This window comes from bacterium (genome assembly GCA_039961635.1).
GTDB lineage: Bacteria > 4484-113 > 4484-113 > JAGGVC01 > JAGGVC01 > JABRWB01.
This window is the reverse complement of sequence record JABRWB010000080.1, coordinates 1-13,032: the sequence shown is the minus strand read 5'-3', so window position 1 is coordinate 13,032 and position 13,032 is coordinate 1. Positions and strand designations below refer to the sequence as shown.

Genomic DNA, 13,032 nt, shown 5'->3' with positions numbered 1-13,032 from the left:
CCTTTATCCCGAATATCCCGGATTCATGTTCGCGAGGATGTTTTTGAATTCGGGCCTGGATTTTACAGAATCCGGAAAGTTCTTGACGACAAATTCGGTGTCTATCCATCCGGCATCCACCGAGCGATCGAGCATTTTCAGGCTTTTTTCAACATCGCCCAGATTCGCATATGCAAGCGCCCCTTTGACCGCGGAATCCTTGTCGTAGCTGTCGTAGGTGACCGCGGCTTCATACTCCGCGGCAGCGCGCGCCAAGTCCCCCGCGCCTTCGTACGCGCGGGCAAGCAGTGCGTGCAGTCCCGCATCCTTCGGTTTCAACCCTGATGCCTTTTCGAGATGGGGTACGGCTTCCCGGTATCGTTCCGAGTCGAAAAGCGCCCGCCCCCAGGCGGCTTCTACCTCTCCCTCCGGCTGGCCGAGTTTGATTGCTTTTTCAAACGCCCCCCTTGCTTCCTCCGGCTTGCCCATACGAACTAGAATCGCCCCGATTTCGGAATGCGGCCGCGCCATAATCGGCGCGAGGACTGCGGCGGCCCTGAATTCAGCCAAGGAGTTTTCAAAATCCCCGGCATTTAGATAAAGCTGGGCGCTCGTGAGCCTCACCTGCACATTGTCGGGAAATAGATCAAGGCCGTTCGAAATCGCGTCCCGTGCGGAATCGATTCTGCCAACGTCGGAAAGAGCTTGCGCCCATACAGGGTAAAGGGCGGGTTCGAATGGGTCTATTTTCGACGCGTCCTCAAATCCGCCTATGGCTTCCTCGTATCGCCGCTGCCAGGATTCCGTCAGGGACAAACCAACCAACGCCTCGCCAAGAAACGAATTGTAATTGAGCGCGGCGCGGAATTTTTCCCTCGCTCGGGATGGCTGTCCCAAGCCCATGCTCGACAAACCTCGCTCTATATCCAAAAGCGCATTCGAGCCGGTTGTCTGCGAAAGCGCGGCGAGCAATACATCTGCCTCCTGAAAGCGGTTTGCCTTGTTGAGCACTCTCGCAAGGACACTGTCCCGTTCCACAGGATCGGAAAATGCTCTTTCAAGGGTTTTTCTGATTTCATCGCCGGCGAGACCAGCCCATGCCAAATCAATCGCGTGCCGCACCGCCACGGCCCGAGCGAGCGGGGGTTCGAGTTCCGCCGCATCCTTCGCCAATTCTGCCAGTACGGGAGTGTATTTTTCAGATGGCAAAAACCTGCTGTTTGCGAGCGCCCATATCGCGACGCGATTCGGCTCGGTGGAAGTAAGCATTTCCGGAGTAATCGTTTCCGCGGATTCGGACTCCGGCCAATACAGCTTGCGGATTTCGTCAATCTTCCCCTGTATATAAAGTAGCCTGCCTTTAATGAGCGGATCGCTGGACCGTATTTCAGGCAATTCGAACGGCGACCTGCAAAGATCCGCCAAGTCGGCGCCGAGCGGATCCTCCAAAGCGGCCAAATAGTCCATAAATCCGTTGTAGTCCGGGCGAAACCTAGCCGCTTCGGGTTTCAACTCCGCAAGAAACGCCTGGCTTGCAAGCGTGACCGGAGTTCGCCAGTGGAATTCCGACATCAAATCGTTTTTTAATCGCGCAAACGCCGCCTCGTAAAGCGAAACAACTTTCGGATTGAGCGTTGGTTGTGTGTCATCCTCCTCTTGCGGCCCGCCGTTGCAACCCGCAACAAGGAGAATGATTGCGGCCAAAACGGCCGTTGATAAACGAATATCCAGATTCAATTTCGACACCATAGACGGAAACTGACCCTCTATCTTAGACGCAACGATAGCGGCAGAAATTCAACCGCGCAAACCTACCAGAGCGTTTCAGCCGAACGCGTTACTGATGAATGTGGTTCTTCAGGAAACTCCGCCTGCGAATTCCTGGGGCAGGCTGCTTACCAAAAACGCGGTGATCGTCTCGATGCCGGTCTGCGTTCCCGGCTTGAAGGTGGCGTACACCTTTCCTTCCGGGTCGGTTGTTGATTCCAGCACTTCGATTGCGCCCAGTTCTTCGGCAAGGCTGAACATGACATCCACGTTGGGGACGGGAGTATCAACCAAATTGAGAACCTGCGCCACAATCGTTATCGAGGTGATTCCGTCGGCGGGAAGCTTCGCGGCTTCCTCGAAAAGCCTGCCGTCCCGGTTGGAAAAGTAAAGTTTGATTTTTGCCGGGCCGGCTTCGAGAATCGGAATTTCCACGGTTTGGGTCAAGCCCGTCACCGGTTCCGTTACCTCGATGATTGTGGTGCCCGGGCGCTCTCCCGCTCGGTAAAACGCTTCCAGCACACCGTTTGTGTCCGTCGTCTGCCTGTCGCGAATCAACTCGCCATCGCCTGAAATCATCCTTATTACAATCGGGACTCCCGAAGCATAAGTGCCATCAAGGTTGTAAAGCCGCACCGTTATCCGCGACGTGGAAAATCCGTCTGCCACGAGCCGCTCCGGAAATATTTCCACGTCCATGGTGTAAAGCTGGGTGGCCGTTTGCCTCTTGATCCAAGTGGAGATGAACCGGGACGGCTCCACCAGCTCAAGCTGGATTTGCGCGGAGATTGATGTCGGTATGGCGATACGGGCCGATTTCCCGCTGATTTCGTCCGTCGCGCGCACAACCGCCGTTTTCGCGGTTCTACCGGCTACGTAAAGCGCTTCCGCTGTGCCTTTGTCGTCCGTGTTGGGGAAAGTCGTCGTAAGCCGCCCATAGCCGTCTTCGAGATAAAAGCTCACGCGTCTGCCGGCAAGCGGTGCCCCGTTTGCATCCGTAAGTTTCAGCACGATGGTCGCCTCGGTTTTGCCATCTGCAGGCAGCATCGCGGGTCTGACATCGAAGCTGAAAACGACGTCGGATTGGGAGTCGAACGAATTCGCACCGGCCGTTTGTGCCATCGCGCCAGGCTGGGCAAACAAAGCCGCGGCGATCAACAAGCCCAACCACGGCGCCAACAAAACCAATCCTCGTCCCTTCATCGAAAACCTCCGGATAAGCCGGATTTGGAACGCAATCTGAATTCGGCGGACGCTTTGCGCGCTCCACGCTCATTATAGACTATTCCGCTGCCGAATTGTTTGAGTTGGAGCCGTTCATCGCGGAAAATGCGCGGGCGCGGGCCGGTCTCCGAGCAGGTTCAATTCCACCGCGTCTAAACATTAAAACATCATAGATTGCGTGACCACAACGACGATGGCGAGAACGATTGTGGCAAGGATGTTGAGCAGCACCAAAATTTCCGGGAAATCCAAAAGCTCGCCCGATATCGGCCTCGCCCTTTTCGATTTGGCAAGAAGGAATTTGATTTCAAGCGGCAGAATCGCGATCTCTATCACGAGCAGGATGACGAGGAAATACCTTGCCAAAAACGCCAACAGGAACAATTCTCCCCCTACAGCGCTTTCGGAATGCGTTTGAACAACCGAAGCCTTAGGCTGATCGCAAGTATATCCATCAGCATCTTGGGCGCGTCTTTAATGAATCTTACCTTGCTTTCCGGACTGTCTATCCAAATCACAGGCACTTCCTTGAGCGAAAAGCCCATTGACTTGGCGAGAAGCAACAGCTCCAAATCGAAGCTCCAACCCCAGACGCGTTGCCTGGGGAACACTTCCAACGCTGCCTTTTCACTGAACAACTTGAATCCACACTGGGTGTCGCGCACGCCTGGAAGAATTAGAAGCCGCGTCAGGTTGCGCATAGCCGCGCCCGCGAACCTCCTGTGCCAAGGCTGGAACCTGCGAACATCGCTGTCCTTCAGGCTCCTGCTGCCGAAAACGACGTCCACACCTTGCCTTGCCCAGAACAGAAGTTTATTCACTTCGGAAATCGGAGTTGAAAGATCCACGTCCGTAAACAGCCTGAACTTTCCGGTTGCGGCAGACATGCCCGTATTGACCGCCGCACCTTTGCCTTTTCTGGAAACGGGCGTTGAGATCAATCTAAGCGGGGTGCCGGGATTTTCATCTATATGCCTTCGAACGATGGCGGCGGTTCCGTCCTTTGAATGGTCGTCTACCACAATCAGCTCGACCGGGATTGGGGATGCTGCCGCAAACGCGGATAGCGACGCAAGACAGGCGCCGATGCGCTTTTCCTCATTGTACGCGGGGACAATAACCGAAAGTTCGACTTCCATTGCTTTGAACTTATATTTTACACAATGGAAGAGGATGCAGGCTGCATTGGGAGGTCACGGCGCGAAAATCCAAATGCTGCCGCCGACAACTGCATCGGGAGCAAGGTTCTTGAATTTCTCCCATCGGGCGTTGGCCAATTTTCGTTGCTCGTCGTAAAGCGTGTAATGCGTGCAACAATCCATGCCGTTGACGATCCATATGCTCACCGCGTAAATCTCGCCTGGCAAGAACTTGGTCGGGTCAATGTTTTCCGGATTCTCAAGGATATACTCGAAATCGTACAGCGATGGATCATCGTTGAACTTGTAGTAAAGGTGGATCGGACGGTCTATCCCATTCGCCTTCGCCCACTTGTCGAGCGCCGGCAAGCCTTGCCCCCAATCCGTGTTTGAATCGCTCATTATGTACGCGCGCCGGGAAGGGCCGTCCGCCAGCTCGTTCATATATGCCAGGTAATACGGCGCCTGGGAAAAAACGGACAGAAGGTAGAACGCCGAAAGGCCGGCGATCAAGGAATACAACGCCAGCGGACGCATGTCGGTTGGGGCTGTTTTTGGCTTCCCTCCGACTCGAAACTCGTCGGGGTCGAACTTGCGCTTCTTGAAGTCCACGGCCATGACGCCCGACGCATATATCGCCAGCAGTGGAAAAATGAAAAGCAGGTGCCGTACGCCGAAATTCAGGTGGCTCATAATTGCAAGCGCGGAATAAGCCAGAATCGGAATTACCAGAACCGCTTCGGCAATCCAATGCTCCCTGTCCTTGCGGAATCCAAGGAGGATGCTTGCGGCTATCAAAGCGAGAAACGGAATAGGCGTTTTGAAGAAAAACACGACAGGGAAGTAGTACCACCACCCCATAATTCTGTGCTCGCCCAACAGGAACGCGGGATGCCCGATTTGATTGTGAAAAAAGACCTGATACACGCCCATAATGTATTCCTTTGGAAGAGGAATCTTTTGGGCGAACTCGATTAGCGAATCCTTTCCGGGCAGCCATTCGGGAATGGTCTTGTCCGCCAGCCAGGTGAAATTGGGCGAATTTTCGGGCGAGATCACCGTCAAGTGGAACAAATAGCTGGCAAGCACGAACGCGAGTCCAATGACGGCAAACCACAATGCGGTAAAAGCGAGAAAGGCAAGGTTTCGTGCCCAGCCTTCCTTCGGAGGAAAACGCATCCCCATCAAATGCTGCGGCAAAGCGAATTGAGCGGGATAATTCTGCAGGTAATAAAAATGAATGAGCAGGACAAGCGCGGGCAATATCAGCGCGCTGAACTTGGTAATAACGGCGAGCGAGCCGAAAACCAACATCAAAATGTAATGGCGGGGGAGCAATGTGAAAAGGTAGCGGTGCGCGAAATACAGAGTTGCAAGCACCATCATCGCCACCGGCACGTCGCTGTTGGCCAGTGAAGCATGGGCGATTATGTTTGGTTCGAACGCGAAAATGAATAGGGCCAGGATGCCCGCTTTTTCGTTGTATATGGATCTGGCGAAAAGAAATACGAATACACACATCAGGCTTGAAAGCAGCAGAAACGGAATACGGGCAAGAAAAAGGATTTCCTTGCGGTTCTCGTGATTGGCGCTCCAAAAATCCTTGGCATGCCAAACCTGGTCTTTGGCTTCCCAGGATCCGGATTCGAAAGGATACTTAGCGCCTGACAGCACAACCGGCATCGCCGCAAGCCATTTGGTCAATGTTGGATGCTCGGTGTTCATCCGGAAATCGTGCCGCTTCCAGTATGAAACTCCCGACGCAATGTGATTGAACTCGTCGGTGGTAAGTCCGGTGTTGGCTGATGCCCACAATCCCTGCACGAAAAACGCGACAAGCAGCAGCGTTACCGCCGTCCAGGTGAACACCCCGCCCAGCTTGGTTTTCATCGGCCGGAGTATAGCAAAGCGTTTCTTTCAAAGGTATTAAGTATTGCCGTACAGGTGGCTCGGCGCATTGGTAGGTGAAAATGTCCCCCAAGCATGGAATGGCGCTCTTTGTCTGGATATTCTCCCTTCTGGGGGGAGTTTTCCTCGCCATCGGGCTTTTTCAGGTCGTTGGCGCTGCGGCGTTCAAAAGCAAAGCGGAATCCGCGGAAGGTGTTGTTGTTGAGATCGAGCGCCGCTCCGATTCGGACGGCTCTTCGTATTATCCGATTGTCCGGTTCACACCGAAAAACGGCGAAGAAATAGAGTTTACCGGCGGAATCGGTTCATCCCCGCCTTCGTTTAAAACCGGGCAAAAGGTCAAAGTGCTATACGATCCCAGGAATCCCGAAAGCGCCCGTATAGACGCATTCTTCGAGATGTACGGCTTCGGCGGCATTTTCGCGTTTGTCGGCTTTGTGTTTCTCGCGATCGGCCTGGGTATGGGCATTGCGCAGCTTCGCGACAAGTATTCCGACGACTGGCTGTTGATCAACGGAAAACAGGTGCAGGCCAAGATAATTTCGGTTGCACCCGACACTTCATTTCAGGTCAACGGGCAAAGCCCGTTCAGGATCACCGCGCAGTGGGAGAACCCGAATACCCGCAAAGTGCATGTTTTTCGCAGCGATCACATCTGGTTCGATCCGAGCCAGTACATCGAAGGCGACGAAGTCACGGTTTTGATAGACCCAAAGAATCCGAAGAAGTACGACGTGGATCTGCGGTTTCTACCGGAATTGGCCTAGCAGATGGAAAAAGGTATTTGCCGCCTGTCTGCCTCGGCATTTTCAGCGAGCGATTTCCGCTTAAGGAACAAGCACGATTTTGCCGACGACTTCGCCTTGCGCCATAAGCTCCTGCGCCTTTCTGGCGTCGGATAAGGGCAGCGTCGCGCCGATGTGAGGCGAAATCTGATTGGATGCGAGCATAGAAACCAGCTCGGTCATCTCCGCTTTCGTACCGAGGTAAACGCCGTGGATGGAGAGATGCCGCAGGTAGGTCATATGCAGGCTCAAAGGGGATTCACGTCCCGTCAGCATCCCGCACAGCACCATCCGTCCGCCGCGCTTGAGCATTTCGAAGCTCGCGGGGAACGCGTCGCTTCCGACATAGTTGACGACGAAATCCACTCCGTTCGGTGCGATCCTTTTCACTTCCGCGGCGACGTCGACCTTCGTCCGGTCGAGCACGAAATCCGCGCCGAGTTTTCTGATTTCATCAAGTTTCCAGGCCGCTCCGGCGGTTGCAATGACTTTTGTATCGATTGATTTCGCGAGCTTGACCGCAAACGTCCCAAGCCCGCCTCCTCCGCCCCATATGAAAAACGTTTCGCCCGGCTGCAGATTCCCGACCGTTTTGATTGCGTGAAATGCGGTCAGCCCCGCGACGGGCAGCGCGGCGGCAGCTTCGAACGAAACGGAATCCGGAAGCGGAATCAGGTTTTCCACGGGTACGCGCGCGTATTCCGCGTAGCCGCCGTCGGTGTGCAGGCCGATGAACTTCCAGTTGAGGCAAAGGTTCGGCCTGCCCGCGGCGCAAAGCTCGCATCCGCCGCACGCGATTAGAGGATACGCGACAACCCTGGTTCCGGTCGAAATCCCGGCTTTCGCCGCGTCGTCCGCCGCGCCGTTGTTGCCGAACGACACAACTTCGCCCGCGATGTCGCCGCCAGGAATGTGCGGGAATGCGATACCGATTCCGGGATAGCCCTCGCGCGATACCAGGTCGACGCGGTTGACGCCGGTGGCTCGGACGCGCACGAGCGCTTCCCCCGGCGCAGGCTCGATGTCGGGGAATTCCTGCCTGCATTCGACGACGTCGGAGCCGCCGTGGCGCGGATATACAATTGCCTTCATTGGCGTTTCCTTGAGTTCGGGATGACGGTTGTTATTACCCGCAAGGACGGCGCATTATCAGCCGAAGGTTAAGTTGCTCAATTAATCGGCCAGACAACGAATATCGCAACGTCCCAAAGCGCATGAGAAATCAGCCCCGGCCAGACGGACTTGAACCGCATATAAATCAACCCCCAGAACGCCCCGCAAACCGCCGCAGCGCCGAAAAGCATCAAATTGCCCGACCATATATGCACAAGCGCGTAAAGCGCGGTCGCGAGCATAAAACCTTTCCATCCTGATTGCTGCGGGCTCCGGCCTTGCGAAAACCAGATGGACAGCCTGCGTTGCACGAATCCGCGCCAGAAAATTTCCTCAGCCGGGCCGATTAGGAAAAGCAAAAGCACCGCGATCAGCCAGGGAGTGGCCTGCATTTTCGTGCTGTAAATGTTGCCCACCATCGAACCTGCGGTTGGAAGGATTGCGGTTGCGACTTTATAGCCCGCGAAAAAAATGAAATAAAGTAAAGCCGCCGCCGCCGGTCCGATTAAAAGATATATGGCCCTAAAACTGAAACTTTGGCGTATACCCTGCCGATCGACCGCAACGGCGTAAACTGTCAAAAGCGAAGCCGCCAGCGCCATCGTCCCCCAGAAGTTCACAAGGCTTTTCGTCCACGGCGAAAAGAGCATGAACCAGAATCCCGCGGCCAAAATCACCGCCGGGATCATAGGCTCGATGTTTCGGCCTCTGTGCCAAGGCAGTTTTTTCACTTTATGAACGCCGAGACCGCGATCGAAATCGCAAATAGAGCGCCGAACGCCGTGTGAAGCTGCGCCGTCGCGACGTCCACCGCCGCGATCTTCTCCGGCTTCTCAACTTCGCCGCCCGAAATCGCTTTCACATTCTTCAGGGCGAGCGGCAGTGAAAGGAATACCACCATCGTCCACCAGGGAATCACGCCGAAGTAAGCCATTATCGGGACGCTTAAATAAGCGCCAAGCACCCAGATTGAGTAAAGAATTTTCGCGCCGGATATTCCCAGCGCGCTTTCGAATGTGATTATCCCCGCTTCGGTGTCGTGCTTTATGTCGCGGACGTTGTTCGCCGAAAGAATCCCCGCGATAAGCGCGCCGAGCGGAATCGAAACCCAAACCGGCTGCGCGAGAGCGGCCCACGACAGGTCGCCGGTAAGCGCGTAAAACGTGCCGATCGTCATCCCCGTTCCGAAGAAAAGGAAAACCGCGAAGTCGCCGAGACCGATGTATTTGTAACCGACCGGATTCGCGCAATAAAAATAAGCGCCGAGCAGCCCTGCAACGCCCATCGCCAGCATCGGCCATCCGCGGAAATAAACAAGAATCAGCCCAAGCGCGCTCGCAACGGCGAAAAACGCCAGTCCGCCGAGATAAGCTTCGCGCGGCGTCAAAAGCCCGCCCGTCAGCACTCCGCTGCTTCCGAACGTGTAGTCTTTGTCCACCTTGCGCTTGAAGTCGAACACGTCGCTTATCACGTTCGCCGCCATGTGGTAAAGGATTCCGGCGATCATGCACACGGGGAAGAGCCACCAGTTGACCGGCCCGGCTTTATACGAAAGCGCCAGCGCGCCGGCGACCACCACGCTGACAAAAGTCGCGGGAAACGCGAAGGCGCGCACCGCCTGGATCCAAATGCTTGTTTTGCTCCTTGCGGGAGCCGCGGAATCGGACATATCAATTACCTCGAAACGAAGGGATTGCGAAACAAAGCGCAGGAAGGCGCGCGGAAATTATATACCCGGCTCGGCTCCCCAGAAATGAAGAACCTCCATATCATCCGGGATGTCCGCGCCGTGCGTACCCCGGCCGGTGGCCGGATCGACATGCGCTCCATGGTCGGGAAGAAACGCATACGCAAAGGAATCGCCTATCCAATGCAGCCTTGCCGCTTTAACAAGCTTGCGGAATGCGGCGATGTGCCTGCCCGCAGCCAATATTGCGCGCGCGGAATCCGGCCTCTCTTCATGGAGCGTGTCGTCGTACTCCTGATGGTATAAAACTACAACGTCGTGCGCGCCGATTTCCACAAGGGCGAGAGTGCGCTCCGTCACTTCGGGATCGTACTCCTCCGCAAAGTAGTCCATTTCACGGCCGCGAAAAATCCTTTCGATTGTCGAGCCTTTCACCGCGACTATCGCGGGATGGAAACCGGACCTCAATAGAGCATCGAAAAGCGTATCGCAGACGAGAACGCTTTTGTCGCGGCCCGTGTTTCCGTGGAATTCCGGAGCAGCTCCGGTAAACATTGACGAGTAGCACACCGGCGTAATCGGCGGGAACATGGAGCGCAGCTCCGTCTTGAGGGGGGCGTCCTCGATTATCGCGTTTTCAAGTTCGCTATGTGCTTCCAGAAATTTTCGGCCGATTGCATCGGGGCAATACAGGAGAATCCTCCTTGCCTCTCCCCCAAGCATTTCCCGCAAACGGCAGACTAGGTTTTCGGGCGGCGCGGATGCGGAATTTTCGGGAGGAGCGATACCGAGCAGCCTGCAAACGGTTTCGGTCACCGACTCAATCGTGTCAAAATCCTTCATTCCCGCCGCCTTCTCCTTCGCTTTCCGCGTACAATTCCGGATAGAGCGTCTTTGCGCACGCGGGACACAGGCTGTGGCTGAATTCTGCTCCGGAGTGCTGCTCGACGTACGATTCGATTTGCTGCCAGAATCCCGCGTCGTCGCGGATGCGCTTGCAGGACGCGCAGATCGGAATTAGCCCTTTGAGGGTCTTGATTTCCGTTATTGCCGCGGTCAGCTCGCGTATCAGGCTGTCTTTTTCCCAATCCGCCCGTTTCCGCTCGGTGGCGTCGTGTGCATAAATCACCACACTTGTGGTTTTGCCGTCGTCGTCCAAAATCGGATACAGATGGTTTTCGAAAAATATGTCGTCCCTTGTATCCTCGAAAAAAACCGGCTGACCGCTTCGAACGCAATCTTCCAGCCTTTTTCTCCGCGATTCCGCAAGCCGCTCTTCCAGGCCGAAGAACACGCTTCTTCTGATCAAATCAGCGCGGGAGATGTTTCTTAGTTTGCAGGCCGCATCGTTGACTTCAAGCACAACGCCAGAATTGTCCACAAGGAACACGGAATCTTTGAGTGCGTTGATTATCGTCCTGAACTGCGTTTCGCTTTTCCTCGCCGCGAGCTTTCTGCCCGAAATGTCCCGGATCATCATCTGAATCGCTAGCCGGCCTCCGAAGGTTGTCGAGGCGGCGGTGACCTCGACATCGATCGGTGCTCCATCAAGCCTAACAAACCTGCCTTCGGTAGGCCCGACGAAACCGCCGGATTCCAGAATCCGCCTCTTTTGCAATATCGCCTCCCGCCCGTCGGGATGCGCTAAATCGAGAGCGGCCATTCCAAGAAGATCGTCCGGCGATTTCGCACCGAAAAGTTGGGCGGCCGCCGGATTCGCAAAGACGATTTTGCCTTCGCAATGCACAACGATTGCGTCGATGGATGTATCCACAAGTTTCTTGTAGCGCTCCTCGCTCTCCCTCCTGGTTTCTTCCGCAAGCACATGCTTGGTGATATCCCTGAATACGGTCACAACCGTATCCACTTTTCCCCCGTTTGATACAGGCACCTTTTTTATTTCCGCCACGAAAACGCTGTCCCCAAGCGCTATCCTGTCGGAGGTCATCTGGGGAGTGCCGGTTTCGAATACCAGCGAGTACTCGTCCATCGTGTCGTCGGTTACGAACGGCAGTGCATCGCGCAATGCCAGCCCATCTATTTTGTCGTTCATTCCCGCGGAAGCAAGCATCCGCCTCAAGCTTTCGCTGGCGTAAATCACCGTACGGCCGCTGTCTATCACATGAACCCATTCCTCCATCGCGTTCAAGGAGGTTTTCAGCAGCCGCTCGGACTTTAGCAACGCGTCTTCCGCAGCCTTGCGCCGCGTGATGTCCTCGACGGTTCCGTCGTAGTAAATGACCTTGCCTTGCTTATCGCGGATCGCTTTCGCGTTCTCGCGCACGAAAATGGTGTTGCCGTCCTTGGTTTTCCAGGCGGATTCCAGCCCCACAATGCTGCCTTGTGTTTCAAGCGCATGCTTGAAATCCGCCCGCGAATACTGCGGTTCTAAGCCTTCTTCTTCAAGATTTCGGTTCGCGGCTTCCTCGAAAGAGGAATAGCCCAGCATACGCAAAATCGCCGGATTGCAATACAAAATTTTGCCGTCCGGAGTCGTGCGATACACCCCAAGCGGGGAGTTTTCGGCAAGCGTCCTGTACCTTTCCTCGCTTCGAGCCAGCTCTTCGGTTCTGGTTTTGACGAGCTCGTCCAAATGCTCCGTCAGCTCCCTAAGGCCGAGCTCCGCGATGACGCGCTCGGTGACGTCTACAAGGCAGAAAAGCGCGCCTTCCACTTTGTTTCTTGAATCCTTGACAGGTATGACGTCGAAATCCCAATAACGGGGGGAATCGAATTCCTTGGACGGAAATTCCAGCCGCTCGCCGAGGCCGACAATCGGCGTGCCGAAGTTGATGACCTCTTTGAATTTTGCTTCCATTTCCGCATCCGGGAAAATATCGAAGTGCCGGGCACCTGTCAGGTCGCCGGGCTTTTTGCAACTGTAATCCGCGAAAGCGCGATTAACTTTTATATAACGAAATTCCCTATCGAGGTATGCCAGGAGCATGTTCGTGGTCGAGAATATTCTTTCGAGAAGCTCGTTGGCTGTCCTGACTTCCTTTTCCCGCCGTTTGCGTTCCTCCATCTCCGCAAGCAGCTTTTTGTTGGCGTCGGCCAGTTCTTTCGTGCGCTTTTCCACCTTAGATTCCAGCGAGCTGCGCGCATCCTCGAGATTGGTTTGCACCTGCTGGCGCTCCAACAGGTTTTCGAGCAAACGGGCCACCTCGCTTCCGCGTCCCGCGGTCCGGGCGAATTCATCGGGGGGCACGTAATAAAAATTTTTGCATACAAACCCGCCTGCGACGACAATCGGATGGGTTTTAATCGCGCTGAGAATTGTTTCAGGATTAAGCTTGCGCCTGCTGTACACGCTCATTACAGAAGCTTCGTGCTTTGCGGCGAATCTTGCCAGCTTCGCCCCGAATTCCAAAAGCTGGGATTCGTCGGCTTCGCCGAGCGCCCACGCTTCGTCAATGATAATTCTCAAAGC

At 55.1% G+C, this 13,032-nt stretch carries 11 protein-coding genes; 1 reads left to right on the top strand and 10 read right to left on the bottom strand.

The window, feature by feature from the left end; translation table 11 throughout:
• Positions 1-3 precede the first annotated feature (3 nt).
• The 5 genes from HRF49_11040 to HRF49_11020 form a co-directional block, all read right to left on the bottom strand.
• Complete coding sequence (locus tag HRF49_11040; GenBank protein ID MEP0815181.1) at positions 4-1,551, bottom strand: tetratricopeptide repeat protein; 1,548 nt, start codon at positions 1,549-1,551, stop codon at positions 4-6.
• A gap of 285 nt (positions 1,552-1,836) precedes the next feature.
• Positions 1,837-2,949: an Ig-like domain-containing protein gene (locus HRF49_11035; GenBank protein MEP0815180.1), complete on the bottom strand. Its 1,113-nt coding sequence runs from the start codon at positions 2,947-2,949 to the stop codon at positions 1,837-1,839.
• 180 nt (positions 2,950-3,129) lie between these two features.
• Positions 3,130-3,345 carry a hypothetical protein gene (locus HRF49_11030; GenBank protein MEP0815179.1) on the bottom strand — a complete coding sequence of 72 codons (216 nt, stop codon included), beginning with the start codon at positions 3,343-3,345 and terminating at the stop codon, positions 3,130-3,132.
• Positions 3,346-3,362: 17 nt separating this feature from the next.
• Positions 3,363-4,109, bottom strand: a complete 747-nt coding sequence (locus HRF49_11025) for a glycosyltransferase family 2 protein (protein ID MEP0815178.1) — start codon at positions 4,107-4,109, stop codon at positions 3,363-3,365.
• A 54-nt stretch (positions 4,110-4,163) separates the two neighbouring features.
• Positions 4,164-5,999 (bottom strand): glycosyltransferase family 39 protein, encoded by a 1,836-nt coding sequence (locus tag HRF49_11020; GenBank protein MEP0815177.1) that lies wholly within the window; start codon positions 5,997-5,999, stop codon positions 4,164-4,166.
• 80 nt (positions 6,000-6,079) lie between these two features.
• Between HRF49_11020 and HRF49_11015 the strand changes: the two genes are divergently transcribed.
• Entirely contained in the window at positions 6,080-6,784 is a 705-nt protein-coding gene (locus tag HRF49_11015) for a DUF3592 domain-containing protein (protein MEP0815176.1), read from the top strand.
• A gap of 60 nt (positions 6,785-6,844) precedes the next feature.
• Here HRF49_11015 and HRF49_11010 read toward each other — a convergent pair whose 3' ends face one another.
• The 5 genes from HRF49_11010 to HRF49_10990 all read right to left on the bottom strand — a co-directional run.
• Positions 6,845-7,894: a zinc-binding dehydrogenase gene (locus tag HRF49_11010; GenBank protein MEP0815175.1), complete on the bottom strand. Its 1,050-nt coding sequence runs from the start codon at positions 7,892-7,894 to the stop codon at positions 6,845-6,847.
• Positions 7,895-7,971: 77 nt separating this feature from the next.
• Entirely contained in the window at positions 7,972-8,646 is a 675-nt protein-coding gene (locus HRF49_11005; GenBank protein MEP0815174.1) for a CPBP family intramembrane metalloprotease, read from the bottom strand.
• A complete protein-coding gene (gene menA / locus HRF49_11000) occupies positions 8,643-9,584 on the bottom strand; it encodes a 1,4-dihydroxy-2-naphthoate octaprenyltransferase (GenBank protein ID MEP0815173.1) in 942 nt (313 codons plus the stop codon). The genes HRF49_11005 and menA overlap by 4 nt, the downstream gene beginning before the upstream one ends.
• 57 nt (positions 9,585-9,641) lie before the next feature.
• Positions 9,642-10,445 (bottom strand): hypothetical protein, encoded by an 804-nt coding sequence (locus tag HRF49_10995; protein ID MEP0815172.1) that lies wholly within the window; start codon positions 10,443-10,445, stop codon positions 9,642-9,644.
• Positions 10,432-13,032, bottom strand: a 2,601-nt coding sequence (locus tag HRF49_10990) for a PAS domain S-box protein (GenBank protein MEP0815171.1), incomplete at its 5' end; no start/stop codon positions are given. The genes HRF49_10990 and HRF49_10995, both read right to left, overlap by 14 nt.

Coding starts and splice junctions, on each gene's coding strand:
- menA (MEP0815173.1), bottom strand. CDS start 9,584: ATGTCCGATTCCGCGGCTCCCGCAAGGAGCAAAACAAGCATTTGGATC.
- HRF49_11020 (MEP0815177.1), bottom strand. CDS start 5,999: ATGAAAACCAAGCTGGGCGGGGTGTTCACCTGGACGGCGGTAACGCTG.
- HRF49_11015 (MEP0815176.1), top strand. CDS start 6,080: ATGTCCCCCAAGCATGGAATGGCGCTCTTTGTCTGGATATTCTCCCTT.
- HRF49_11040 (MEP0815181.1), bottom strand. CDS start 1,551: ATGTCGGAATTCCACTGGCGAACTCCGGTCACGCTTGCAAGCCAGGCG.
- HRF49_11035 (MEP0815180.1), bottom strand. CDS start 2,949: ATGAAGGGACGAGGATTGGTTTTGTTGGCGCCGTGGTTGGGCTTGTTG.
- HRF49_10995 (MEP0815172.1), bottom strand. CDS start 10,445: ATGAAGGATTTTGACACGATTGAGTCGGTGACCGAAACCGTTTGCAGG.
- HRF49_11025 (MEP0815178.1), bottom strand. CDS start 4,109: ATGGAAGTCGAACTTTCGGTTATTGTCCCCGCGTACAATGAGGAAAAG.
- HRF49_11010 (MEP0815175.1), bottom strand. CDS start 7,894: ATGAAGGCAATTGTATATCCGCGCCACGGCGGCTCCGACGTCGTCGAA.